Origin of the sequence: Proteus vulgaris, assembly GCF_016239305.1 — a bacterium.
Classification (GTDB): Bacteria; Pseudomonadota; Gammaproteobacteria; order Enterobacterales; family Enterobacteriaceae; genus Proteus; species Proteus vulgaris_C.
This window is the reverse complement of the sequence record NZ_JAEHOQ010000010.1, coordinates 78167-104886: the sequence shown is the minus strand read 5'-3', so window position 1 is coordinate 104886 and position 26720 is coordinate 78167. Positions and strand designations below refer to the sequence as shown.

Genomic DNA, 26720 nt, shown 5'->3' with positions numbered 1-26720 from the left:
TTATATCGGCCACCAAGCAGTCCTTTAGTTGGTGAACGTAGAATGCCAATAAATGATTAGTTAAACAACCCACAAAACAAAGGCAATTAAATAGAAATAACTATAAATAAAAACAATGGGTTATTAAGTTATTGCTCTACTTAAATAAATCAAATTCACTCTTATACAAGAGTACAATATCTAAAAAAACAGGCTCTTTTTTTGTAAGATATATCTCACACAGAGAATAGTTTTAGGACTACATCACTCACTATACACCACGACTAATTCTGATAAAAAAACAGATAAATTTTCCGCTAGAACTTCTCTTTTCTTTTGACCAAAAGTTTCAAGAATGACTTCACCTGAAACATTACATACAGAAATTATGTCGTTTTCTGAATCTGTTGTGCCAATAAATAAAGTTGGCGTTAATTTCAGTCGCTTTTGTGTCACCAAATGCCCAATAATATTTTCTTGTAAGCGGATAAAATCTTCTTCGCTCCAAACTTGGATTAAGCTCAAGTGTGTATCTCTAAAGCGGACTTGCATATCCCCCGCATACTGGGTGGTAAAGTAATTGTGCAATTCAGGACGAATAATGATCCCCATCGCTTTTTCAACTTTTTCTAGTTTATCCGTTCCCACAAAAGGTTGAGGTAGCCAATAAACGACTTCATCGCCTGTTCTTGATATACAAACGGAAGGAACGCCATAGAGATCTTCACTCGCAGGAGGTAAACCTGATTTTTCTTGCCATAACTCAACATATTTTTGTGTGAAGGCTTTTAATTCAGAGGAAATGTTTTCAATCATGGTTATCAGCTTTATCTATTAAATAAAAATTAGCCTTTATGTTACCTGATTATGTTGTTAATTCAGAGCATCAAAAATAAAGCATTCATATACTATTGATGTTTCAATAGTATAATTAGCCTTCTTTTATTTTCAGTTAAAGTTAGGATGTAAATTATGTCTTTATATCAAGGTGATAAATCTCTTGAAACATTATCTTTAGGCAAAAAGACTCAATATCATGATCACTATGATGCCGAATTATTACAAGGCGTTCCTCGTAGCCTAAACCGAGATTCACTTTCTTTAACTGCTGAAAAATTACCTTTTCATGGTGGTGATATTTGGACTATGTATGAACTCTCTTGGCTTAATAGCAAAGGGTTACCGCAAGTTGCGATTGGTCATGTTGAATTAGATGCAACGACTGAAAACCTCATTGAATCTAAAAGCTTTAAACTATATCTCAATAGTTTTAATCAAACCCGCTTTGAAAACTGGGATATGGTTGAAAAAACCTTACTTAAGGATTTAACCTCTTGTGCTAAAGGTAAAGTGAATCTAACTATTTACCCACTTTCGCATTTTACATCACAACCTATTGTTGATTTTGCTGGAGAGTGTATTGATGAACAAGACATTGAAATCGATAATTATCAGTTTGATACACAATGGTTAAACGGATCGACAACTGATACACAAGTTGAAGAAACTCTAGTCAGTCATCTGTTAAAATCAAACTGCCTTATTACCAATCAACCAGATTGGGGATCTGTTGCTATCCAATATAAAGGCAAAAAAATTGATCGTGAAAAATTGTTGCGCTATTTAGTCTCATTTAGGCAACATAATGAATTTCATGAACAATGTGTTGAGCGAATTTTTCACGATATCATGCAATTTTGTGCGCCGGAAACATTAACTGTTTACGCAAGATATACACGACGTGGTGGATTAGATATCAATCCTTGGCGTAGTAATTGTGAGTTTGTTCCAAAAATCAGTCGATTAGCCAGACAATAACAGGAATAATGCCTGTATGTTAATATGATCTGTGTTATACCAAGATCAGTTGCACTTCAGTTTGTTATTTCAGGAGAAAAAGGAGTCCTACGTGATAACTCATGTCAGCCCATTAGGTTCCATGGATCTGCTTTCACAGCTAGAAGTTGATATGCTAAAAAGAACCGCAAGCAGTGATCTTTACCAACTGTTTCGCAATTGTTCTCTTGCTGTCCTCAACTCTGGTAGCCTTACTGATAGTAGTAAAGAACTGTTATCTAAATACCAAGATTTTGATATTAACGTACTGCGCCGTGAACGTGGCGTGAAATTAGAATTAGTCAATCCTCCTGAAGACGCCTTTGTTGACGGAAAAATTATTCGTTCACTGCAAGCTAACTTATTTGCTGTACTTCGTGACATTTTGTTTGTTCATGGGCAAATCACAACAGCCAAACGTGATCTGCACCTTAATTTAGAAAATAGCACTCACATTACTAACACTATTTTCTCTATTTTGCGCAATGCTAGAGCCCTTCACATTGATGAAGATCCTAATATGATTGTGTGCTGGGGAGGCCACTCTATCAATGAAACTGAGTACCTTTATGGCCGAAAAGTAGGTAACGAATTAGGGCTACGAGAACTTAATATTTGTACAGGTTGTGGTCCAGGAGCAATGGAAGCACCAATGAAAGGTGCCGCGGTTGGCCATGCTCAACAACGTTATAAAAATAGCCGTTTCATTGGTATGACAGAACCTTCTATCATTGCGGCTGAGCCACCAAATCCATTAGTTAACGAACTCATTATCATGCCAGATATTGAAAAACGTCTGGAATCTTTTGTTCGTATTGGACATGGTATTATTATTTTTCCTGGTGGTGTGGGGACTGCTGAAGAATTACTGTATCTACTTGGTATTCTTATGTCACCAGAAAACCAAGATCAAGTATTACCACTGATTTTAACTGGTCCGAAAGAGAGTGCTGATTACTTTAATGTACTCGACGATTTTATCGCAAATACATTAGGTGACGAGGCTCGACGCCATTACCAAATCATTATTGATGATGCACCTGAAGTGGCTCGCATTATGAAAAAATATATGCCTTTGGTAAAAGATAATCGTCGTAGCACAGGGGATGCTTATAGCTTTAACTGGTCAATGAAGATCAATGCTGATTTACAGCATCCTTTTGAACCAACACATGAAAATATGGCATCACTTAACTTAAGCACCGATCAATCACCTGAGAAATTAGCGGCTGACTTACGTCGTGCATTCTCTGGTATTGTGGCGGGTAACGTAAAAGAAGTGGGTATGAAAGCAATTGAAGCTTACGGCCCTTATAAAATTCATGGTGATCGTGAAATTATGCGTCGCATGGATATTTTATTGGCGGGTTTTGTTGAGCAACATCGAATGAAACTTCCGGGCGGTACAGCTTACCAACCATGTTATGAGATTATCAGCTAATTTATGATGATACATTTGCTGATTATTGATGCTTTAAACCTGATCCGTCGCATTCATGCGGCGTCAGGTTCTTCTTGCCTAACTGTGTGTGAACAGAGTGTCAACCAATTGCTTGGTCACACACAACCTACTCATGCCGTAGCGGTCTTTGATGAAGATGACAGAGACGGTAGTTGGCGACATCAACTCCTCCCTGATTATAAAGCTGGACGGACACCAATGCCTGATGAGTTGCGACAACAATTGCCGGAAATTAAAGCAATGTTACTCAATTTAGGAATACAAAGCTGGCATTCCGGTGGAGATGAAGCAGATGACGTTGCCGCAACACTAGCAACAAAAGTGGCAAATGCCGGTTTCCATGTCACCATTATTTCAACCGATAAAGGGTATTGTCAGTTACTTTCACCCTCTATTCGTATTCGAGATTATTTTCAACGACGCTGGTTAGATTTAGAATTTATCAGAGCAGAATTTGGTGTCGAACCATCTCAGCTTACTGATTATTGGGGATTAACGGGAGTCAGTAGCAGTAAAGTTGCAGGAGTTCCTGGTATTGGCCCTAAAAGTGCTACAGAGCTTTTACAAATTCATCCTGACCTAGAGTCGCTTTATCAGCATATTGATGACATCCCTACAAAATGGCAGAACAAGCTTATTACTCATAAAGAGTCTGCTTTTATTAGTCGGAAAATCACAACATTACGCACTGATATTCAATTAAACGGCAATCTACAACAATTACGTTTAACTAGCTAAAATCCAAATAATTAAGACTCAACCTGCTGATAGTTCTAATATAATTATATAAAGTAAAAAAGCTAAGCCTATAAATAAAAGCTTAGCTTTTTTATTGTCATCAATGATACATTGATGAGTTCTTATCATATTTAAAATTCGCGATCCGGCCGATATGCGGCCCAAATATTTTGAATATGAACAGTTATTTCTTCTCTATCATGATAAAGATGTTTTGCTTGGATTTTAACGTTAATCCCTTTTTCAGCTAATTCTGTCTTTATTTTTTCAAGAATATGAGAAACTTCCTCATAACGCTTTTTCATTGGTAATTTTAAGTTAAAAATTGCCTCACGGCACCATTCATTAGCAACCCATGTTGTCATTAATGCAGCGACTTTAGCTGGTTTTTCAACCATATCACAGACAAGCCATGTGATATTTTTAGAGGTAGGTTCGAATTTAAAGCCATCAACTTGGTGATGACGAACTTGCCCTGTATCCATTAAAGATTGTGCCATTGGACCATTATCGACTGCATGTACCATCATACTGCGTTTCACTAATTGATAAGTCCAACCACCGGGACAAGCTCCTAAATCAACGGCTTTCATTCCGCTTGCTAAACGCTCTTCCCATTCTTCATAAGGAATGAAAATATGAAATGCTTCTTCAAGTTTCAGTGTAGAGCGACTTGGTGCATCTGATGGAAATTTTAATCGAGGAATACCCATATAGAATGCGGAATTATTGAAACTATAAGAATAGCCAACATAACAACATCCAGACGCAATGAAAAACACATGGATAATAGGACGGCTAAAATTCTCTACTTTCAGCAAAATTTTTTCATTACGTAAATGATTACGTAATGGCACCGTAAATTTACGGCAAAATTTTAATAACTCTTTACTTTCGTTAGTATCAGCAACTTCAACTCGCAGTTCACCCGCTTTTTCAACAGCGCCTTTTAGCATTCCAACAATAGGTGTAATTCTATCTTCTGGCGGTAAATCTTTAAGTAATTCACCTGTCACAAACATCTGACGAGCAAAAATTAATTCACGAAAATTTACTTCACGCGCGATCTTATCTGCTTCACCTTCTTGGTAGCATTCAAAAATCACATAGCCACTTCCCTCTTTAACACGAGGAAAGCCATAAACGCCGATTTGGCCTGCTTTATCCGTAATCTCAGCCGCGCACTCTTTTTCAAAACCTTGGCGACAATATAATGCAACTTTATTCATGGCGAGACGCCGGTGCCCTTAGACGCAAAGCGCCAATAAAAATTAAAGTCCAACCAATAAGAAAACTAAATCCACCAATTGGCGTAAAATAAGATAACAATCTAACTTGTGTTAGCGCCATACAATAAAGGCTACCACTGAAAAGTAGAATACCAACACTAAAGAAAATACCAGCCCAATAAAACCATAAGATGGTTTTTCGCATTAATATTGCTGCGATCCCGACAAGTATCAAGGTATGTACAATCTGGTAGCGCATCGCTAATTGGATGTATTCCCAATGTTGTGGCGATAAATGAGGTGCTAGCTTATGCGTTGCAAATGCACCAAAAGCGACATAAAAAAAGCCACTAATCGCGGAAAACATAAGCAATGTACGACTATTCACTGTTTATTCCTTCCTAATTTAGAAGATATTTTGCCAATCATAATATTAAGATGATGTCAGTAAACCCAGCTTTTCTTGTTCGTTCGCTGCTTGTGATAAAATCCATTGGCGAAAAGCCGCGATTTTACCCAATTCAGCCTGACTATCTTGGCAAACTAAATAAAATGCATTTTTACTGACAAGGACATCTGGAAAAGGTCGAACTAGCCGACCTGACTCTATTTCACTACGTGCCATGACATTATTAACTAATGCAACACCTTGCCCATGTACAGCGGCCTGGATCACCATTGAACTATGGCTAAAAATGGGGCCTTGCTGCACATTGATCTGATTTTGTATCTCTAATTGGCGAACATAAGCTTGCCAATCTCGACGAGATGTATCATGTAGTAGCGTATGATAAATCAGATCGGATGAGGTTTTTAGTGGTTTTTCACCTGTAAGTAAAGATGGCGCACAAACAGGAATTAAATATTCTGCATAAAGGCGGTCTGTCCGTAGCCCTGTCCAGTTCCCTCGACCATAAAAAATTGCCACATCAACGTCATCAGCAAGCTTATCTTCTTCTCTATCAACAGCCTGAATTCGTACATCAATCCCCGGATAAGCTTGATTAAATCCAGATAATCTAGGTACTAGCCATTGGATCGCAAAACTTGGAGAAAGGCTAACAGTCAGTGCGCCTTTCGCGCTTCTCGCTAATAATTTACGAGTTGCCTCGTTAATTGATGAAAAAATTTCCTTAATATCGAGATAATAGCTTTGCCCTTCTTCGGTCAATAAAAGCGAGCGATTACGTCTTCTAAATAATTTTAGCCCAAGGAATTCTTCTAGTGTTTTAATTTGATGGCTCACTGCTGCTTGCGTCACAAATAATTCTTCCGCAGCTTTAGTAAAACTTAAATGACGTGCCGCTGAATCAAAAACCCTAAGCGCATTTAATGGTGGTAAACGTTTAGACATATTCGGCTCTTAAACCCCTATTTTGGCTATTAGTAGACCCTAACTTTTATCATTAGTTTTTTTTATGCGAAGCATTATAATTTGTCCCTTGATGATTAGCCAGTAAATACCTATAGTAAGCGCACTTCCTAAGCCGGAACGAAAAGTTGTGTAGTAGTAATACTGCAAAACTTTTGGCTTTGTGGTTGTGATGTTGTGTTTGCAAGTTGTCTGGAAATTCCAGACTTAGTAGCTGATGCTACTGTTTTTTTTCACTTCCTGTACATTTACCCTGTCTGTCCATAGTGATTTTATAGTGCACCGCCAAGGCGGTGCTTTTTTTATTCCCTATTTTTATCTAATTTTTTATCCCCAATACACTCACTTTTGATGTTTTCATCTTTTCTTTACAATAAATTTATTATCATTGTTCTGAAAAATGCATCATATTCTTTTTAAAATGATTAATTTAAAGAAAAAACACATGATAAATCTACTATCTGTAATTTTTTATTGAGTGAACTTTCGCCATCTTTATCGTGTTATTATGGGCGCACCATCATGCTATTGACGGATATTCTTAGTTTTTCATTATAAATAAATATAATTAACCGTATAATCTACACGCCCTATTTTTACTACAAATCACGAAACGTTATTCATCTACCAACACAGCATAATTATGAACGTATTTTCCCCTGAATTATTTCGACAACAATTTCCGGCTCTTGCAACAAACACTGTTTATCTTGATAGCGCAGCTACAGCATTAAAGCCTCTAGCCATGATAGAAGCCTCAGATAATTTTTATCGCCATAACTTTGCAACGGTTCATCGTAGCCAATATCAACATGCCAAAGAAACCACACAACAGTTTGAAGCGACTCGTCAGCAAGTTGCCAAATTAATTAATAGTGCCGATGATGACACAATTATTTGGACAAAAGGCACCACTGAATCACTCAACTTAATTGCTCAAGGCTATTTTCGCCCACGCTTACAAGCGGGTGATGAAATAATAGTGAGTGAACAAGAACATCATGCCAATCTTATTCCTTGGTTAATGTTAGCCAAGCAGACAGGGGCAAAAATTATTCGTTGGCCTATTGAAGATGATTTTTTACCTTCAATTGATAACCTAAATCATTTGATCTGTGAGCGAACTCGTGTTGTGGCAATTAGCCAAATGTCGAATATCACCGGCGCGCAAATCGCCTTAGATAAAGTGTCTCAATGTGTACATCAATATGATAACTGTTTATTAGTGGTTGATGGTGCGCAAGGCATCGCACACCACTCAACAGATGTGAGCGCTCTTGATATCGATTTTTATGTTTTTTCCGCACACAAGCTTTATGGCCCTAATGGATTAGGTATTTGTTATGGTAAACGTGAGCTTTTAGACGAGATGGCACCTTGGCATGGTGGGGGGAAAATGCTAACAAATGCAACCTTTGACGGTTTTACACCCGCACCTATTCCTCACTGTTTTGAAGCCGGAACACCTAATGTCGCAGGTGTTATCGCTTTCTCAGCGACATTAGCATGGTTAGAAGCACAAGATTTGTATCAGGCTAACCAATATACATTAGAGCTTGCTGATGAAGCTGAAAGACGCCTAAGTGAGTTAGATGGATTTATCAGCTATCGCGCCCCTAATTCATCCGTCATCTCTTTTAATTTTGCGGGCATCCATCATAGTGATTTAGCAACATTAATCGCAGAGAAAGGCATAGCATTACGTACAGGGCAACATTGTGCACAACCTCTTATTGATTCATTAAATATTTCAGGCTGTTTACGCATTTCTTTTATGCCTTATAATCAACGTGCTGATATTGATGCTTTTATTAATGCCATTAATTTTGCTTTAACACTCTTAAAAGACGAATAATCATAATGAACAAAACACATCATCTCACCACCCAACACCCTTTTGGTCATGAAATTACCTTAGAGGTATTGCTTAATGATTTTCAAAAATCAAAAGCATGGGAAGATAAATATCGTCAATTAATTCAACTTTCACGAAAATTGCCCACATTACCTGATGAATTAAAAACAACAGAAAAAGAGATCAAAGGTTGTGAGAATCGAGTTTGGTTAGGCGTTGAATTAAATAGTAATGGTAAATATCACGTTTATGGTGATAGTGATGGACGGATTGTAAAAGGCTTACTCACTATTATCTTAACGGTAGTTGAAAATAAAACGGCACAAGAAATAGCGGATATCGATATATTAGCGATTTTCGATCAATTAGGATTGGCTAATCAAATTAGCCAATCCCGTACTGATGGAGTGAATGCAATTATCGCACGATTAAAATCACTCACTTCTCAATCTTAGACTTAACTTAGGCTCAAAATCTCAATATATAATACAAATATATACTCTAAATAATTCGAGGTGTAGCTAGGCGACAAGTGAATGAGTCACTAGGAGCATACATCAGTATGTGACTAGTGCGAATGAACACAGTCAACTTGAAGTATGACGAGTACGTTGAGCTTTCGCTAACATCTTCTTCAACGCATGAGACACCGCAATAAAGCCAAAAGAAGCTGTTACCATCGTTACCGCACCAAATCCTGCTGAACAATCCATTCGCTTTACACCGTCAGCGGTGCTTTTCGCTGCGCAAACTGTACCATCCCCCTGTGGGTAAACTAGTTGCTCAGTCGAAAAAACACAGTCTATGCCTAGCTTACCTTTGCTGTTTTTTACAACATTAAAATCAGATTTTAAGCGTTCTCTTAATTTCGCGGCTAGCGGATCTTGAATTGTTTTGGCTAAATCAACCACTTGAATTTGGGTTGGATCAATTTGTCCACCCGCTCCTCCAGTTGTGATCACGGGAATTTTATAACGGCGACAATATGCTAATAACGCAGCTTTTGGTCTAACACTATCAATCGCATCAATCACATAATCAAAATTGTTATTCATCATCTCAGCGACATTATCAACCGTGACAAAATCATCAATACTAGTGACATTACATTCTGGATTGATTTCCAAAATACGCTGTTTCATAACGTCACATTTAGGCTGACCGACATTTTCTTTTAATGCGTGTATTTGCCTATTCGTATTAGTTACGCAAACATCATCCATATCGATTAAGGTGATAGCACCAATGCCACTGCGTGCTAGTGCTTCTGCAGCCCAACTGCCTACCCCACCTATACCCACGACACAAATATGGGCCTGAGAAAAATAAGACAACGCATTTTGCCCATAAAGTCGTCCTATTCCAGAAAAGCGTTGTAAATATGAATCTGATAATGAATTTTGCATAATGCGATAACAACCTAAATAACAGAAATAATTATGGCTATTGATATCAATAGCCATGTCGTTTACTTGATTTTACCGTTAATAATAATCTGATGAATAGTAAATCGTTTTATGACGAAGGATTTAGCAAGTTAAGTTGTGATTTTTTTAATACCCAAACACGCCCATAATGGTTATAAAAGCCTGCCATATGACCCGCATCTTTACCAATCCCATGATAAATATCGAAATGATGCCCTTTAATTGCACCACCTACATCTAATGCAACCATCAAACGCATTTGATATTCACCTGTAAACTTACCTGAATTATCAAGCACAGGAATTTCAGCCAATAATACAGTTCCCGCAGGGATAATACTTCTATCAGAAGCCACTGACGCAAGTGCAATTAATGGGATAGCACTAGCACCTCTTACTGGTGTAAAGGGTTCTGGTTTAAAAAAAACAAATGAAGGATTTTCTTCTAATAATTTTCTCACTTCAATATCGCTATGCTTATCAGCCCACTCTCTAATAGCAAGCATCGACATATCTTTTCTTTCTACTTCGCCATTATCGATTAGCACTTTACCAATGCTCCGATAAGCATGCCCATTTTTTCCTGCATAACCAAAGAATGTAAGTGGTTTTCCATCACCAAAATCAACGTAACCACTTCCCTGAACTTCCATCATAAAGTTATCCATAATGGAATTACTGTAAGCTGCAATTAAAGATTGGCTTAATGCACCATTATAGATAGCGGCACGTGAAGGGAGTTTCGAGCGGCTATTTGCGGGCATTTTATAAAGAGGATATCGGAATTCACCTTGTTGTGTTAAACGAGCTTCAAGGACTGGTGTATAATAACCAGTAAATTGAACATTACCATATTTATCAACACCTTCCATTTGAAATGCAGAAAGATTAAATTGGCGTAATTGGCGAGTATCTGCCCCTGAACGTAACCAGTTTTCAACTGCTTGATAAGTCTCTTTGTTACTATTATACAAACGAGATGATGTTTGATTTATCTGATTAACTTGTTGCAGATAATCTGGGCCATTAATCGGTGTACCCTGTGTATTTGGCGAACTGACTTCGATCAAGTCCTGTTTAAGCTTTCCATCTTTATATTGCTGACCTTGCTCTGTTGGACGGTGACATCCTGTCAAGGCAAGCGCTAACATGCCTAAAATTAACGATTTTCGCCAAGTAACCATTTTTTGCCCGCTTAATGACTAAATTTGAGTGTTGATTTTGAACTAAAAGATACCAAAGCCAAATCAATAAAGATATGGATATACCGATAGTTAAGGTTTTCTATTATCCTCTAATCAATATGACTTTTAAACATTAAGTCACAGCAAGTGAGGATAGACTGAGGGAATATCGATAAACTATGTGACTCGACTGAGCATAATCAGCTCTCACAACTTTAAGCATAACGAGTATAACTGCCTAAAATTGCATCCTCATGTATTATTTCTGACCGTTTTTAAAAGAAAATGATAAAAACTTCATAAAAAACTTGCAACTCAGCAGATCCTGAGTATAGTGCCCCTCTGTGGAGACGCGGGGTGGAGCAGCTTGGTAGCTCGTCGGGCTCATAACCCGAAGGTCGTCAGTTCAAATCTGGCCCCCGCAACCAATTCACAAAGTAGTAAGTTATAGTATCAGTCGCGGGATGGAGCAGCATGGTAGCTCGTCGGGCTCATAACCCGAAGGTCGTTGGTTCAAATCCAGCTCCCGCAACCAATTCTATAAACAACAATTCAGTCGCGGGATGGAGCAGCATGGTAGCTCGTCGGGCTCATAACCCGAAGGTCGTTGGTTCAAATCCAGCTCCCGCAACCAATTTTTCTTCAAGATATTTTCCTCTTTTTTATTCTCTTCCTAAATTAATTCAATATTATTGCCTATATATTTATTCTACTAGTTATCTTCTTTTGTAATAAAAACATTACGTTAAATAAGATTATTTTATTGAAAGATAATAAGAAACCCCAATAGAAAGCGATATATGCTTTCTACTGGAATATAAAGGATAAAGGGTAAAGGAAAAAACTAGCTACGATCAGCTAAAGTTAATTCACCACCATTAGCAAAATAGGCTTTGATACCTTTGAAAATAGATCCTGCAATTTGTTGCTGGAATTTTGCCGTTTTCAGTTTCTTCTCTTCTTCGATATTACTGATAAAGGCGGTCTCTACTAAAATAGAGGGGATCTCAGGGGCTTTTAATACCGCAAACCCTGCCTGATCGACTTTATTCTTATGTAGTTTATTAATTCCCCCCAGCAACTTAAGCACTTCACTACCAAATTTCAGACTGTCATTGATAGTCGCCGTTTGTACAAGATCAAGCATCGCATGATCAACATAACGGTCACCACTTTTGCTCACACCACCAATTAAGTCAGACTCATTTTGTGTTTGTGCAAGATAGCGAGCAGTATTACTGGTCGCTCCTGTTTTTGATAACGCAAAAACAGATGAACCTCTAGCAGAACGATTCGTAAATGCATCCGCATGAATAGAGACAAACAAGTCAGCTTGCATTTTTCGTGCTTTAGCAACACGCACCGTTAATGGAATAAACACATCTTCATTACGTGTCATATACGCTTTCATTTTGGCGTCTTTATCGATTAACGTTCTTAAGCGACGTGCAATCTGTAATACCACATCTTTTTCACGCGTTTTATATTTTCCAATGGCGCCAGGATCTTCCCCACCATGTCCAGGATCGATCATAATAATGATAGGTCTATCTCGCCCAGCTCTACCCGGTTTGCGAGTGTCTGTTTGCGCAGGCACCGCTTGTTGTAAATCACCATCATTGTATTCACGTAACAGTGCTAAGAGTGGATCATCTTCAGCATTTGCACCGTGGCTTGGGTAGAAATCTAACACCAAACGGTTTTTAAATTCCGCAACTGGTTTTAGAGTAAACATTTGTGGTTGTACTGGTGTTTTTACTTCAAAAACTAATCGCACTGTTTTGGGAGTATTTTGACCAACACGGATTAATTTTAAATAAGGATCGCTAGTCTGAACTTGATTAGCCATACCCTTTAATACGCTATTAAGCTGAATACCTTCTAAATCCACCACAATACGTTCTGGGTTTGATAATGCAAACTGACGATATTTCAGTGGTGTTTTTGATTCTATAGTCACGCGAGTATAAGTCGAGGCAGGCCAAACCCTGACAGCAACAATAGATGCTGTCGCTGCAAAGCCGACAGGACTAACACTTAACAATAATAACGCGCCAATTCCTTTAATAAGACGACGACGAGTTTGATTGTGCTCAGAATGACTCATGAAAATATTCCAAAAAAACGATTAACGTCAATAAACTCTAAAAAGAGATAAAAAAAGTTAAGAACGAAAAACTTTACCCAATCCACACTTCACTGTCACTTAAAAACAGCACAATTACTCATATTTACACGAATATTCTGCCCTCATGCAAAACAATAAGATAGGATTTTACTTGCCATTCCTCATCAAAAAGAATAAAAATACATTAAATTCGAATAAAAATTCACTTGAGAGGGTTTTATGAAAGAGCGTAGCACCGAATTGGTCGATGGATTCCGCCACTCGGTTCCGTATATTAATGCACATAGAGGCAAAACGTTTGTCATTATGTTGGGTGGCGAAGCTATCGCACATGAAAATTTTCCATCTATCATTAACGATATAGGATTACTACACAGTTTAGGTATCCGTTTAGTGGTTGTTTATGGCGCAAGACCACAAATTGATATGGCGCTTGAAGTACAAAAAGTCTCGCCAATTTATCATAAATACACTCGTATTACTGATAGTAAAACCTTAGAAATTGTTAAACAAGCTGCGGGTACATTACAACTCGACATTACAGCACGTTTATCAATGAGTTTAAGTAATACACCGTTACAAGGTGCACATATTAATGTTGTTAGTGGCAACTTTGTCATTGCACAACCCTTGGGGGTTGATGATGGCGTGGATTATTGTCACAGCGGAAAAATTCGTCGTATTGATGAAGAAGCTATTCACCGTCAATTAGACAGTAATGCCATCGTATTAATTGGACCAGTTGCGGTGTCTGTTACTGGTGAAAGCTTTAATCTCACATCTGAAGAAGTGGCAACACAACTTGCTATAAAACTTAAAGCGCAAAAAATTATTGGTTTTTGCTCTTTTCAAGGTGTTGTCGATGAAGATGGACACATTGTCTCTGAATTACTGCCTAATCAAGCCGAAGATAAAATCCAAGAGCTACAAACCGAAGGCGATTACCACTCAGGTACAGTCAGATTTTTGCGAGGTGCCGTTAAAGCCTGTCGTCGAGGTGTGGAACGCAGTCACCTATTAAGTTATCAATCGGATGGTGCGCTTATTCAAGAGCTATTCTCTCGCGATGGCATAGGAACTCAAATCGTGATGGAAAGTGCAGAAAAAGTTCGCAGAGCTAATATCAATGATATTGGTGGCATACTCGAGCTTATTCGTCCATTAGAGCAACAGGGTATTTTAGTCAGACGTTCAAGAGAACAATTAGAGATAGAGATAGATCAATTCACCATTATTGAACGCGATAATATGACTATTGCCTGTGCCGCACTTTACCCTTATCAATCAGAAAAAATTGGGGAAATGGCTTGTGTTGCTGTCCATCCTGATTATCGTAGCTCTTGTCGTGGCGAGGTATTACTACAACGTATTTCTGCTCATGCCAAGCAATTAGGATTAGAAAAATTATTTGTTTTAACAACGCGAAGTATTCACTGGTTTCAAGAAAAAGGATTTGAACCTGCTGAAATTGATAAATTACCCATTGAAAAACAGGCGCTCTACAACTATCAGCGTCGCTCCAAAATTTTGATTTTAGATTTACATAAAGAGTAATTATCAAGTATAAAAAAAGACAGGTATCCCTCTCAATGCCTGTCTTTTATTGTTTTTGTCTTATCCGATAGATATTAATAACGTAATTTATCGACTAAACCACTTCGACGTTGAATACGTGTTTGAATAGCCATTTTCACCATATACTCGCAGGCATAAAGCGAAAGTTTTTGCTTAGCACGCGTTAAGGCGGTATACAGCAATTCACGGCTAACCACTGGTGAAAATTTTTCAGGTAAAACTAATGCTGTGTGCGTAAATTCAGATCCCTGCGATTTATGCACTGTCATAACATACGCCGTTTCGTGTTGAGGTAACCGGCTAGGTTGAATTGCTTTTAAGGTACCATCCGGTAATTGGAAAAAAGCTTTCATTTCGCCTTCATCATTATTGAGCATAATACCGATATCACCATTAAATAGCCCAAGTGTGCTGTCATTTCGCTGGATCATAATCGGCCGCCCAATATAATCACTCTGATAGCTATTTGTAGGGCGACGAATTAATCGTTGACGGTGCAGTAGCATTTCAATTCGATCATTTAATCCACTTACACCAAATGGCCCTTCTCTTAATGCACACAATAAACGATATTGGTTAAATGCGTTAAGAATAGCATCAGGAGTAGCTTTTTCTGCTATTAATGAGAGATATTGACGATAGGCTTGTGCCGCATTTTGTATCATCAGTAAATAGTTTTCATCACTCTCTAATGGGATAAAATTCACATCTTGAGTATCTAGTGCCATTTCAATTTGTTGAGACGTATTTACAGCCTTCTTCAATAATGTCAGTGCTGTTTTGGTCTGCCCTTGGTTTACAGCAAAAGCAAGTTGACCAATACCTGAATTAGAGCCAAATCGATAACTTTTTCGTAATAGGCAAAGTGAATCACTAACAACTGAAACTGGTGTGCTAGAAACGGAGATAATTTCTGCTGATTTTGATAACTCACCTTGTGTTAAATAATCAATTTTATCAAATCGCTTTTGGCTCAAACCATCATCGGCAAAACGACAAATATCCCCTAATACAGCTCCAGCTTCAACAGAAGCTAGTTGGTCTTTATCTCCCAAGAAAATAACGTGGCATTGCTCTGGAAGCGCGTCAATTAAACGAGCCATCATAGGTAAATCAACCATTGATGCTTCATCAACCACTAAGATATCAAGTTGTAATGGATTATCTTTATGGTAACGCACTTGCTGGCTTTCAGGCTGAGCCCCTAACAAACGATGAATAGTTTGTGCTTGCTTTGGCATCCACTTATTTTCTTCTTCACTTAAAGCGAGTTGGGCAAGTGCTTTACCTAAAGATTCTGTTAATCGGGCAGCTGCTTTTCCGGTTGGTGCCGCTAATTGAATAATGGGCTTTTCATTCGAAGTGAGCATCACAAAAGCAGCCAAGATTTTCGCCACTGTTGTGGTTTTTCCTGTTCCGGGCCCGCCAGAAATAATAGAGATAGAGCTAGTGATAGCAACACTGGCAGCGACTTTCTGCCAATTAGTTTCTTTATTTTCTTTTGCTGTTGGAAAAAGTTGATTGAGTACCTTAATTAATGCATTTTCATCGATATCAACAACAGAGTGTTCTTGTCTAAAAAATTGAGCCACTTTTTCTTCGTAACTCCACATTCTTTGTAGATAAAGGAGTCCATTATCTAAAATGATAGGAGACGGAGAATTATCACCACCTTGATTAACACAATGACTATGTATTAACGCTTCAATTATTTGATTAGTAGAAGGTTCTCCCATTCTTTGCCAAATAGCGTGAGCTAGTTCGTCTTGTCTACCATCAAACAATTGATTTTCTTTGATAATATTTAATGGCAAACAAACATGTCCGGCTCCTGTTTGAGCACTTAAATAGGCAAATATAAACAGTAAAATCGGATTTTCATCTTCCACCAGCATTTGTGCAAATCGAAGATCTAACGGTCGTAATACATTTTGTGTAATCGCTAGTTCTAATAGTTTGATCATTTTTATTTCTCATCGACTACATCAGGAGTGCTATTTTTCATACTTTTACCTGTAAATAGTGCATCTAGCGCCAAAACAAACGCCTCATCAGGTAAATAGGCATAAACTCCATTTCCAGGATGTGCTTTATCTATACCACGTAAGAAAAGGTAATAAATTCCTCCAAAATGGTTTTTGTAATCATAATCAGGAATACGTTGCTGTAAAAAACGATGTAACGCTAACGTATAGAGCTGGTACTGCAAATCGTAGCGGTGATCTATCATTGCATTGACCATCGCTTCTTGAGTGTAGTCTTCACTCGATTCACCTAGCCAATTTGATTTATAATCCACGACATAGTATTTCCCTTCCCAACAAAACACTAAGTCAATAAAGCCTTTTAACATGCCTTCTACTTGCTGAAATTGTAAAGCAGCACAACGTTTTGATAAGGGATCAAACTGATTTATTAATTGAGTCAACTGAGATGATGTGATCTCTTGTTCAATCGGTAAATAAAATTGTAATTCATCAAGTTGTTGTGTTTTAGGGATATCAGCAAGGCATAACCCATCAGTATTAAGAGGGGTATGAAACAGTGTTTCCATCCATGTTACTAATAATGGCGCCCACTTTTCATCAAAGCTTTGAGCCGTTAATTGCTCTTGCATCCATTGTTCATCAATGGGTTGAGAAAAATCCAATACTTCAAGCAAACCGTGTAAAAATGTTCCTGCAATCGCACCACGAGGGAAATGATGTATTGAATTTTCATTGGTTTCTTCTCGTTGTTTCTCACCTTTGGCATCAGTATCCAGTCCTGGAGCAATAGACTGCACCAAAGCCTCAATATCGCCTAAATCAAAATGATATCCGCGATTTGAATGTTGATAAGTTAGTCCTGAATAGCTGGTTATACGCCAATTATCATGGATTTTACGTTTAAATACCGCGGCCTCTAATTTTGCTTCACTGACTAATAGAGGCTGGTAACGATGTGCTGAAACATCATCAAGCGTGATCACACTAATATTGTCATCGAGTAACGCATGGATTGATTGATGCAATAATTCGCTATTTCCTTCTTCACCTTGCTGTAATAAATACCCTAAAGCATTTTTATGGAGATCTGTGAGCCCCGATTTACGCTTATTCCCTTTCACCAATGGCGCAACACCCACATAACAACAAAATTTAGAACGTGTTAGTGCCACATAAAGTAAGCGTAAATCTTCTGCTAAACGTTCTTCATCAGCTAAACGCAAGCTTTCAGGTCGGCCAAAAATATCTAACTTAGCGTAAAATTTTTCTCGGTCATGATAAAGCGCCCCTTTTTGCTCTTGATAGTTACAAGCAAAAGGCAAGCAAACAATAGGATATTCAAGGCCTTTGGATTTATGAATAGTACAAATTCGCACAAGATTTCGGTCACTTTCCAAACGCATTTGTTGGCTTTCTGATTGTGCATCAGGATGAGAAATTTGTTGTGCCAACCAACGAATAAGCGCATGTTCACTATCAAGCTGTAATGAGGTTTCCTGTAATAATTCACCAATATGCATGATATCAGTGAGTCTTCGTTCACCATCAATACTGGCAAGTAGATCCTCGGCAATCTGATTATCCATCATAATTTTACGCAACATCGGTAAAACGCCACGTTTTTGCCATAATGCATAGTAGTCAGCAAATTTCTCTACATAACTATTCCAGCGCTGTTCATCATGATTTAGGCTATCAATTTGTCTTGCGCTCAAACCAAATAACCGACTGGCTAAAGAGGCTCTTAAAACACGCTCTTTCTCTGGCGTCACGACTGCTTGCAGTAACCAAAGCAAATCTTTAGCTTCGTTCGTTTCAAATACACTTTCACGGTTTGATAAGAATACAGATTGTATAGAAAGTAAATTTAACGCGTCACGAATAAGTAATGCTTCTCTACGACTACGAACCAATACCATAATATCAGCCGATGTTAGTGATTTTTTTTCACCTTGCTCTAAGAGCCATGCTTGTTGTTGATCGCCAGCTGATAGCCAATCACGAATTTGAGCAGCACATTGCGTTGCCATTATTTGCTCATAATTTCCCGTTGATAGACTTTCACCTTCTGCAAGCCAGAAATTAAAAGGCGAGATCGGTTTATTATGGTAAATAAAAGCCATGTCTTGATTCTTTTCAGCGGAACTCACTTCAATAAAAGGGATATGTTCAAATAAAAACGGAGCACTGGAACGCATAAAAAGTTTATTAACCGCATTCACCATTCCCGGGGCAGAACGCCAGTTAGTATTTAAAGTATAATGGTGTGTCGTTTGTTTTCGCGCTTGAATATAAGTAAAAATATCGGCGCCACGGAAAGCATAAATTGCCTGTTTAGGATCACCGATAAAAAGTAACCCGCTGTTTTCATGCTCACCATAAATAGCATCAAAAATACGGTATTGTTGAGGATCGGTATCTTGAAATTCATCAATCATTGCAACGGGATAACGCTCACGAATAGCCTGAGCTAATGTTTCTCCACCTTCACGTTTTAATGCTCTATCTAAGCGTGTTAAGAGATCATCAAATCCCATTTCACCCCGACGCATTTTTTCATTTTCAATACCTTGACGTATTTCAGGAATAGCATTCACTAAAATAACATCACGCAGTGTTAAACTTTGTTTTGTTAGACGCTCAATTTCAATAAAAAGAATATGCTCTGGAGCTGGGCCTTTGGTCGCTTTCTCATTTAAAGTTTCTTGAGAAAAACGAACTAAGCAATCAGGCAACTGATAGCTTTTTGTTTCAAGCGTTGCGGCCCATAGCGTGATTTCTTCGATCCATTTAGGTAAAAAACGGCTACTATAACTTCGTTTATCCACTCCTGAGGCTGTTATCCACGCCTCAACTTCATGGTGGTGTTCATTCCAACGCGCTTTCACTTTGTTAATGGCTTCAATAACAGTTTGATGACGCTCTTTTACTGACTCATTTTCGCTGTCTAATACCACGCCTTCAATCTCTGGCATTTCACCTTGTAAATAAGGCTGTATTTCATAAAGCAGTTGCTCAGGGCCAGACCAAATCTGGCTGACGGCATTAGCAACATCATAAGAGAGGGGATAACAGTGGCGCCGCCAAAAATCAGCACAAACACGTTTTTTCAGCTCATACTCATCTTGGATCAAGACTTGTTCAAACAATACACCTGACTCAAATGCATTGTTTGCCAGCATACGCTGGCAAAATCCATGAATAGTATAAATAGCAGCTTCATCCATTTGACGCTCAGCTTCTAATAACCACTGCGCGGCTAACTCTTTATTAGGAATTTGTTTGAGTAACTCTTGGTATGTTTTGTCAACACTATCAACATCATGGCGGATACAGGCAAGCCTTAGTTCATGGATATTTTTACGAATACGTGCACGTAATTCATCTGTTGCCGCATCTGTAAATGTCACAACCAAGATCTCTTCAACGCTTAGAGGTCGATAAAATGCACTATCGCCCCCTAAACCAAGAAGTAATCGCAAATACAGTAATCCAATGGTATAGGTTTTACCTGTACCTGCAGACGCCTCAATAAGGCGTCTTTGGTACAAAGGAAGTGTATAAGGATTTAATGGCTGTGCCTGTATCACTTCACTCACTCTTTAATTTCCTCAACTGGTAACGTTTTTTGTAATTCGCTGACTGTTGTATAACGTTTCCATTGTTTATTTTGCGCATAATCAGCCTCTTTACCATCTTTGCCAATGACTTGAGAAACAAACACAAATCCGTTTGGTTTTATTACTGCTTTTTCATAAAATTCAATAGATTGCTTTAACGTTACTTTATTAAGTTCAGCTAAAAATTTCTCTCGTCCATCATATTTTAAATTATTACGATGGAAATCATTTCGATAAAGAGAGACTTCTTCATAGAAAGTTTGAGGTGGTTGTTTAACTTCAGTAATAATTGCTTGTTTATACTGATTAAAATCAGCCTCACTCATTTTTTTCAAACGTTCATAGGCTTGCTGATAAAATGCGTTATAACGTTCATTCAAGTAAACTGGAGGTTTAGCATTACTTTGTAATAAGAAACCTAAACCAGACTGCTCACCCATAGTGCCTTGATAAGCAAATACAGCATAACCAAGTTGTTCTTCTGTTCTTAATTGATCATAGAACCAAGGTTTAATAACCGAAGCTAACACGGAAGAAATGGCCTGACCTTCAAGACGACTATACCCAGTAGGAATATAAAGTTCGCCTAAGGCATTATCTGTACTATTTGATTTATTTTGAAATTCAACGGCATCTAATTTATTGAATACTAATGTTTCACCAATCCAGTATTCTGTTCCTTGATTTCCTAATAACTCATGTGCAGATTTCGCAATATTACGGCTTTGCTCTGGTGTTAAGTTACCAATAATCAGTGCTTGAAGTGCCGCGTTTTTAATCACTTCACGACGATTATCAATAATATCTTGCAGTGTAATTGACTCTAATGCTTTGAGTTTGTCAGCTTCTTCATAATACGGAATAGTATTTAATCGGCGAGCGGGTAGCATGGCTGCTTCAAACGCTTTTAGGTTATGAGTTACTTCAAGTTGTTCGCGATACCAAGATTTAGCCTGTTCAAGCTCTTCTTGAGTTGATTCAAAGCTCATATAGCTTTTTAGTGTTGCATTAACTAGTTCTGGTAAATGTTGTGTATAACCATTCATTGAAAAATCAATACCTTGTCCTGATGAGGATGAGATATTCATTCCTGCAACAGAAGCTTGATAAGATAATTCACTTAATGCTAAACCAGCAAGATAGTCAGTTAAAGTTTGTGTAACTTGCTGTTTAACCGTAATGTCTGATCTCTTATTTACCAAACTTAATGTCACACTGGCTTTTGGCTCATCAGAAAAATAGTGTGATGGCATATAGAACAAGCGAGCGCTTTTATCTTGCCACAATAATTGTGGTTTAGTGATTTTACTGTCAGCGTCAATCAACGACAGGTTATCAGGAATATATGGGTTAAGTGTTGGTAAGGATAATGAAATATTATCCGATAACGTCTGCCATTTTTCTAATTGTTTAGCTGTAATTTTATCAACTTGATAAGGTGCATCAACAAAATAAGCTTGCTTGTTAGACGGTTCATTAGGGCTTATTACCCATATACGTGCTTTTTCTGGCGTAAGTGATCCAAGACGAGAAAGAATTGCTGAAGGTTCATAATTATCAGCAATATAATCGGCATTCAGGATATTTTTGATTGGATAACGCAACATCATATCTGAAATGCCTTCTATGTAATTCATATCTCTTACGATAGAGCCATAACGAAATGAGAGATCTAAAACATTTGCAATTTCATCAAAATAGCGCTGACTAATGCCTTGTGACTCAATTAAACGAAGGTATGAAAAGATGGCTGAAATGACTTTATCTTTTTGCGCTAAACCTTTATCTGTTAATGCGACATAAATCGTAAATGAGCCTTGGTTACGATCGATATACGGCTCTGAAAATGCGCTAATACTTTCAGCTAAACCTTGATCTTGTAACCATGTTGCAAGTGTTCCAGAACTACGATTACTAATTAAATAACCGATATATGCATCAGATTTACTACGAAAATCGGCAACATTATTATCAATACCAAATTCAATTTGTAAGGTTTTTTGCGGTAAAGCAGGTACAAGATGGATCATTAACCCTTTTTCTTTATCCGTCATCGCAGGTACTGTGGTTACAGGGATATCTGCTTTTTTATTTGGAATACGAGCAAAGGTTTCTGCGGCTAATTTAGATAATTCATCAAGAGATTTATTACTATAAATCACCCCATTCATTAAGTTGCCAGAATAGTGTGTTTGATAGAATTTAATTAATTCATCTTGAAGTTTGCTGTTTGGCTTGTCGCTCAACGTTTCTAAATTCCCGCCCATAAAACGAGAACTTGGATGTGCTGGGTTTAATGTTTCTGCTCTCACCTGCCAAAAACGCATGCCATCACGCGCACGTGCCATGGTTAATTCGGCATTAACCGCATTACGTTCACGATCTGCATTTTTAGGATCAAGTAAAGGTTCAGCTAAGGCATCAGCAAGACGATCGACCGCTTCATTAATAGCGCTATTTTCTACTTCTAAGTAGAAAGCTGTACGATACGTCGTGGTGCTCGCATTATGAGATCCCCCGTTCTTCTGTAAGAACTCTGACATACTGCCAGATTGAGGATATTTTACCGATCCCATTAACACCATATGTTCTAAATAATGCGCAAGCCCTTGCTGACTATCTGGATCTTCTAATGCGCCAACAGGTAACGCAACCGCTGTTAATGATTTAACCGCTTTTTCGTCAGAAACCAGTAATACAGTCATATCATTAGGCAATTTAATCGCTTGATATTGCCGAGGATCACTTTCACTTTTTTCAATGCTATCTGGCAATACTTGCCAAAGTGGATCAGCAGCAAAACTGTTGATACTCACTAGCATCAATAGCAACATGAACCATAGTTGCGATAAGTATTTTCTCATCTGATATGAGCTCCCTTATTTTTTTAAAAATGGAATTATTGGTTTAAATATCGTTAATGTCGTCTGTTTTACTGTTTGTAAAAAATGCTCGTCTAATTGAGAAAATGCACGCTGAACATACATATCACTCATTTCGCCATCTCGATTATAGCTATCCGTTAAATGTTGTAGCAGCACTAACTCCGCTTTTGCGAGCGTTTCTTCATCATCAAGTAAAAATTCTTGTGTTTTTTTATCATAGCAAGCTTGTAACCAAGCCCAACCACTTTTCGCAAATAACGCTAATGGACTATTTAGCCCTTGTTTATAATCGTGAATTAAATTATCTAAAGTCGAATAAGCAAATTCAGGATCAACTGGCAATAAACACCATTGCGTCTCTTTTCTGCCATAAAATCGACTTTCACCAGTTCCCTCTTTCAAACAATAAACCAGATGTTCAATCCACAGTTGCAATAAGTCATTAGCCGTTAAACTCGCAGGTCGCCAGCGTAACAAGCCATCTGCTTGCACCTCATTTAAACGCCCAATCAATGGCATCGCACTAAAGCTTTGCTCTAATGTGACAGAATACGAGGCTAATCGTTCACTTCTCACTTTTTCAGCTAAAGGAAGTAGCTCTTCTATTTGCTGTTCCCAATAAATTTGACCAAATGCACTCGCTGGAAGTTGCCCTGCTGCTTTAATACGCTCAAAGAGTGATCCTGTTGACGTTTGATCAATCAATGCTTTCAATAACCATTGATTTAATAGATAACGTTGAAGTGCATTTATCACAAAAGGCTCTTCTTCGGGTAGTTCTGTTTCTTCAATAACAAAGTTTGTTTTTAATCTTTGTTGGAAGAAAGCGCGGATAGGGTGACGATAAAAACGAGAAAGTGTATCAACGGAAACTTTATCTATTGATATATCATCATCTAATGACTCCGTAAAATCTTGATGAGCCTCTCCTTGCCCACTGGCAGCTGGTAACCATTCTGAAGCATAAGAACGAGAAGATGCCTCAATGTGGAAGTTTTCTTGAGCAAAAGGAACACGACTATGCTGTGTTAATAAATGCAGGTTAATACGAGTCGCACTATCATCAACATTAAGTTTTCCATCATCAGGTAAACGGAAATTTTGACCAATATAGTCTTGTAACTCTTTGATTAAGACTGATGGATTACATTCTCGATCATCACGTATCGATTTACCGATATAGCTGATATAAAGGTATTTTTCAGCCGAGCTAAGTGCCTCAAGAAATAAATACCGGTCATCATCTCGACGTTTTCTGTCACCACGACGTCGCTTTTCTGCCATTAAATCAAAGCCTAATGGCTGAATATTACGAGGGTAAATGCCATCATTCATTCCTAATAAGCATACCGCTTTAAAAGGAATTGAGCGCATAGGCATCAGCGTACAAAAGTTCAGGCTTCCTGCCAAAAAGCGCTGGCTAATTTTTTCATCATCAAACCGTACCGTTAATTCATCTCGAATAAGCACTAATGGAATTTCATGTTGATATTGCGCTTTCAATCCATTTTCAATCACTTTTTGCCACTGTTGTGTGATCAATGCTAAAACTAACTCAGTCTCTTCATCAGCTTCAAAAAAGGCATCAACCAATTGTTGCCCAATCTCTAACCACGCTTCTAAGGAACGTGTTTCACTTAAACGTGTACGCCATTCACTTAATGTGTAAAGAAAATCAGCAAGATGCCCTGCAAGTTCTGCGACTAACCCGCTGGATTCATCATAAGGAAGCACACCTTTCCAAGGACCATTTTCGCTTTCCATCGCATAACCAAGCAACATACGCAGTAAACCAAACTCCCATGTATTTTTACCTGTGATAGGGAGTAAAAATGAAGCTACGTTTTCGTCATCCAATCCCCAACGTATGCCTGATTCATCCACCCATCGGCGTAGCAGTTTTAATTCACTTTCAAAAATAGAAAAATGCCCAGCTAATGCAGGCACTTCAAGTAAAGCTAATACTTGTTCTGCAGTAAAACGACTTTGAGGAAGTTCTAATAGCGTAATAAAAGCTTGTAATACTGGGTGTGCTTGACGTGCTTTTCTATCAGAAATAGCAAAAGGGAGATAGCGTTCAGCGGGTGCATTACCAAAAACGGCCTGAATATAAGGTGTATAATTATCAATATCCGCAACCATCACAATAATATCCCGTGGTAGTAATTCGGGATCTTGTTCTAGCAAATGCAGTAATTGATCTTGTAATACTTCCACTTCACGTTGTGGGCTATGACTTGCATGAAAAGTCAACGAGTGATCTTCTAGCGAAATAACACGTTTTTTTTCACTACATTCATAGGTTTTAAGTGTTGAACCTAATTGTGAGAAATCTTCTAAGTCAAGAATATCTGCTTGTAATTGATGAAGTAAATTATCTCTTGGAATATCAACAAAAGCATCTAATACATCGGTATACTCAAGCTCAGAAAGAAAATAGAGATTATCTTTACCCAGCTTTCCCCATGAAGCTAATAGCGGATTACCGATATTTTGCTCCCCCTCTTCATTAAATAGAGATGAGGCATTTTTTTCATCTTTAAACCAAGGTGATTCATGTAATTGCTGATAATGGCGAGGTTTTCTACTATTAAGCCGAGCAAGAAATTTAGGATCTTGAATATCCCCCCAATAGTAACGGCAAGGATTGGTAAAGAGTAAATAGATCTCAGTATGACGCCCGATAGCTTGTAGAGCCTGCAAATAAACTTGAGGTAATGCCGAAATTCCACAAATAAAGATACGAGGTGGAAAACAGTGCTGAAATTCCCCTTCTTTTGCACCATTTAATGTCGAAATAAATTGCTGATAAAGATTAGAACGATGCCATTGGGGCTGATTGAGATCTTTTGTGTATTGCTGTAATGCTACCCACAATATTTTTTGCCAACGCTGATTTTCACTCAGTCCTTCTATCAATTCATCTTTTTCCCACGAAGCTAACCAATCAGAACGATACACTAAATATTGGTCAAATAAGTCAGCAACACGCCCCGCTAATTGGTGTAATTTACGTTTATCTTCATCATCATCAAGATAATGAAGTAGTGGTTTAAATTCTTCATGAGGTAAATACTCAGGCAATAATGCCATTAATTTCCATGTCATGGCATCTTTAGAAAAGGCACTTTCTTTAGGTATACCTGATAGCACCCGCGTAAACATTTCCCAAATAAATGTTGCAGGTAATGGATAACGAATATTTGCTGCAATTCCTAAACTTTCAGCAAGCTGAATTTGCAACCACTGAGACATTCCGGGACTTTGTACTAAGATCACTTCTTGTTCAAAGGGAGAAGAGAGTGGTCTGGTCTGCATAAAGTGCACCATAAGTGACTTTAATAATGACAACTGATTTGAGTGATATATATGAAACATCAGATCCTCATCTTATGGATTGCATGACCAATAGTATAAATTTATCTTGGGTAAAACATTATTAG

The 26720-nt window shown here is 38.0% G+C and carries 17 protein-coding genes and 3 tRNA genes; 9 read left to right on the top strand and 11 right to left on the bottom strand.

The window, feature by feature from the left end:
* Window positions 1-243: 243 nt before the first annotated feature.
* Entirely contained in the window at window positions 244-795 is a 552-nt protein-coding gene (gene syd / locus JEP40_RS09425) for a SecY-interacting protein (RefSeq protein ID WP_198623350.1), read from the bottom strand.
* A 156-nt stretch (window positions 796-951) separates the two neighbouring features.
* On the opposite strand from syd, the gene queF reads away from it, so the two are divergent.
* The 3 genes from queF (at window position 952) to xni (ending at window position 4015) form a co-directional block, all read left to right on the top strand.
* Window positions 952-1797, top strand: a complete 846-nt coding sequence (gene queF / locus JEP40_RS09420) for an NADPH-dependent 7-cyano-7-deazaguanine reductase QueF (protein ID WP_198623349.1) — start codon at window positions 952-954, stop codon at window positions 1795-1797.
* Window positions 1798-1888: 91 nt separating this feature from the next.
* Entirely contained in the window at window positions 1889-3256 is a 1368-nt protein-coding gene (ppnN, locus tag JEP40_RS09415; RefSeq protein ID WP_088494686.1) for a nucleotide 5'-monophosphate nucleosidase PpnN, read from the top strand.
* A gap of 6 nt (window positions 3257-3262) precedes the next feature.
* Window positions 3263-4015, top strand: coding sequence for a flap endonuclease Xni (gene xni / locus JEP40_RS09410; protein WP_198623380.1), 753 nt, complete (start codon window positions 3263-3265; stop codon window positions 4013-4015).
* 131 nt (window positions 4016-4146) lie between these two features.
* On the opposite strand, the gene rlmM is transcribed toward xni, so the two are convergent.
* The 3 genes from rlmM to JEP40_RS09395 are packed head-to-tail and all read right to left on the bottom strand — an operon-like array spanning window position 4147 to window position 6598.
* Window positions 4147-5244: a 23S rRNA (cytidine(2498)-2'-O)-methyltransferase RlmM gene (gene rlmM, locus JEP40_RS09405; RefSeq protein ID WP_198623348.1), complete on the bottom strand. Its 1098-nt coding sequence runs from the start codon at window positions 5242-5244 to the stop codon at window positions 4147-4149.
* A complete protein-coding gene (locus JEP40_RS09400) occupies window positions 5237-5632 on the bottom strand; it encodes a DUF423 domain-containing protein (protein ID WP_109409076.1) in 396 nt (131 codons plus the stop codon). Before JEP40_RS09400 ends, rlmM begins: the two co-directional genes overlap by 8 nt.
* Window positions 5633-5677: 45 nt before the next feature.
* On the bottom strand, window positions 5678-6598 hold the full coding sequence (locus JEP40_RS09395) for a transcriptional regulator GcvA (protein ID WP_072070027.1): 921 nt from the start codon (window positions 6596-6598) through the stop codon (window positions 5678-5680).
* Between the two features lie 661 nt (window positions 6599-7259).
* On the opposite strand from JEP40_RS09395, the gene csdA reads away from it, so the two are divergent.
* Both csdA and csdE read left to right on the top strand, forming a co-directional pair.
* Complete coding sequence (csdA, locus tag JEP40_RS09390) at window positions 7260-8471, top strand: cysteine desulfurase CsdA (RefSeq protein WP_198623347.1); 1212 nt, start codon at window positions 7260-7262, stop codon at window positions 8469-8471.
* A gap of 5 nt (window positions 8472-8476) precedes the next feature.
* Complete coding sequence (gene csdE, locus JEP40_RS09385) at window positions 8477-8926, top strand: cysteine desulfurase sulfur acceptor subunit CsdE (RefSeq protein ID WP_198623346.1); 450 nt, start codon at window positions 8477-8479, stop codon at window positions 8924-8926.
* A gap of 132 nt (window positions 8927-9058) precedes the next feature.
* Here the strand turns inward: csdE and tcdA are convergent, their stop codons facing one another.
* The gene (tcdA, locus tag JEP40_RS09380; RefSeq protein WP_198623379.1) at window positions 9059-9877 is read right to left on the bottom strand and encodes a tRNA cyclic N6-threonylcarbamoyladenosine(37) synthase TcdA; all 819 of its coding nucleotides are present in this window, start codon (window positions 9875-9877) and stop codon (window positions 9059-9061) included.
* Window positions 9878-9986: 109 nt separating this feature from the next.
* A complete protein-coding gene (gene mltA / locus JEP40_RS09375; protein WP_198623345.1) occupies window positions 9987-11081 on the bottom strand; it encodes a murein transglycosylase A in 1095 nt (364 codons plus the stop codon).
* Between the two features lie 351 nt (window positions 11082-11432).
* On the opposite strand from mltA, the gene JEP40_RS09370 reads away from it, so the two are divergent.
* The 3 genes from JEP40_RS09370 to JEP40_RS09360 all read left to right on the top strand — a co-directional run bounded on the left by JEP40_RS09370 (window position 11433) and on the right by JEP40_RS09360 (window position 11715).
* Window positions 11433-11509 (top strand) — tRNA-Met (locus JEP40_RS09370).
* A 30-nt stretch (window positions 11510-11539) separates the two neighbouring features.
* Window positions 11540-11616, top strand: a tRNA-Met gene (locus JEP40_RS09365).
* A 22-nt stretch (window positions 11617-11638) separates the two neighbouring features.
* Window positions 11639-11715, top strand: a tRNA-Met gene (locus JEP40_RS09360).
* 210 nt (window positions 11716-11925) lie between these two features.
* Here JEP40_RS09360 and amiC read toward each other — a convergent pair.
* The gene (amiC, locus tag JEP40_RS09355; RefSeq protein WP_198623344.1) at window positions 11926-13188 is read right to left on the bottom strand and encodes an N-acetylmuramoyl-L-alanine amidase AmiC; all 1263 of its coding nucleotides are present in this window, start codon (window positions 13186-13188) and stop codon (window positions 11926-11928) included.
* 240 nt (window positions 13189-13428) lie between these two features.
* Here amiC and argA point away from each other — a divergent pair, with 240 nt between their 5' ends.
* Window positions 13429-14763: an amino-acid N-acetyltransferase gene (gene argA, locus JEP40_RS09350; RefSeq protein WP_198623343.1), complete on the top strand. Its 1335-nt coding sequence runs from the start codon at window positions 13429-13431 to the stop codon at window positions 14761-14763.
* Window positions 14764-14837: 74 nt separating this feature from the next.
* On the opposite strand, the gene recD is transcribed toward argA, so the two are convergent.
* The 4 genes from recD to recC are packed head-to-tail and all read right to left on the bottom strand — an operon-like array spanning window position 14838 to window position 26655.
* Window positions 14838-16748, bottom strand: coding sequence for an exodeoxyribonuclease V subunit alpha (recD, locus tag JEP40_RS09345; RefSeq protein WP_198623342.1), 1911 nt, complete (start codon window positions 16746-16748; stop codon window positions 14838-14840).
* A gap of 2 nt (window positions 16749-16750) precedes the next feature.
* Window positions 16751-20371: an exodeoxyribonuclease V subunit beta gene (recB, locus tag JEP40_RS09340; protein WP_198623341.1), complete on the bottom strand. Its 3621-nt coding sequence runs from the start codon at window positions 20369-20371 to the stop codon at window positions 16751-16753.
* Window positions 20368-23256 carry a pitrilysin gene (gene ptrA / locus JEP40_RS09335; protein WP_198623340.1) on the bottom strand — a complete coding sequence of 963 codons (2889 nt, stop codon included), beginning with the start codon at window positions 23254-23256 and terminating at the stop codon, window positions 20368-20370. The genes recB and ptrA overlap by 4 nt, the downstream gene beginning before the upstream one ends.
* A 15-nt stretch (window positions 23257-23271) precedes the next feature.
* Window positions 23272-26655 (bottom strand): exodeoxyribonuclease V subunit gamma, encoded by a 3384-nt coding sequence (recC, locus tag JEP40_RS09330; RefSeq protein ID WP_198623339.1) that lies wholly within the window; start codon window positions 26653-26655, stop codon window positions 23272-23274.
* Between the last annotated feature and the right edge of the window lie 65 nt (window positions 26656-26720).

What these genes read in the sequence shown, in the direction of transcription:
- syd (WP_198623350.1), bottom strand. Translation starts at nt 795, where the DNA reads ATGATTGAAAACATTTCCTCTGAATTAAAAGCCTTCACACAAAAATAT.
- queF (WP_198623349.1), top strand. Translation starts at nt 952, where the DNA reads ATGTCTTTATATCAAGGTGATAAATCTCTTGAAACATTATCTTTAGGC.
- xni (WP_198623380.1), top strand. Translation starts at nt 3,263, where the DNA reads ATGATACATTTGCTGATTATTGATGCTTTAAACCTGATCCGTCGCATT.
- rlmM (WP_198623348.1), bottom strand. Translation starts at nt 5,244, where the DNA reads ATGAATAAAGTTGCATTATATTGTCGCCAAGGTTTTGAAAAAGAGTGC.
- JEP40_RS09395 (WP_072070027.1), bottom strand. Translation starts at nt 6,598, where the DNA reads ATGTCTAAACGTTTACCACCATTAAATGCGCTTAGGGTTTTTGATTCA.
- csdA (WP_198623347.1), top strand. Translation starts at nt 7,260, where the DNA reads ATGAACGTATTTTCCCCTGAATTATTTCGACAACAATTTCCGGCTCTT.
- csdE (WP_198623346.1), top strand. Translation starts at nt 8,477, where the DNA reads ATGAACAAAACACATCATCTCACCACCCAACACCCTTTTGGTCATGAA.
- tcdA (WP_198623379.1), bottom strand. Translation starts at nt 9,877, where the DNA reads ATGCAAAATTCATTATCAGATTCATATTTACAACGCTTTTCTGGAATA.
- mltA (WP_198623345.1), bottom strand. Translation starts at nt 11,081, where the DNA reads ATGGTTACTTGGCGAAAATCGTTAATTTTAGGCATGTTAGCGCTTGCC.
- amiC (WP_198623344.1), bottom strand. Translation starts at nt 13,188, where the DNA reads ATGAGTCATTCTGAGCACAATCAAACTCGTCGTCGTCTTATTAAAGGA.
- argA (WP_198623343.1), top strand. Translation starts at nt 13,429, where the DNA reads ATGAAAGAGCGTAGCACCGAATTGGTCGATGGATTCCGCCACTCGGTT.
- recD (WP_198623342.1), bottom strand. Translation starts at nt 16,748, where the DNA reads ATGATCAAACTATTAGAACTAGCGATTACACAAAATGTATTACGACCG.
- ptrA (WP_198623340.1), bottom strand. Translation starts at nt 23,256, where the DNA reads ATGAGAAAATACTTATCGCAACTATGGTTCATGTTGCTATTGATGCTA.
- recC (WP_198623339.1), bottom strand. Translation starts at nt 26,655, where the DNA reads ATGTTTCATATATATCACTCAAATCAGTTGTCATTATTAAAGTCACTT.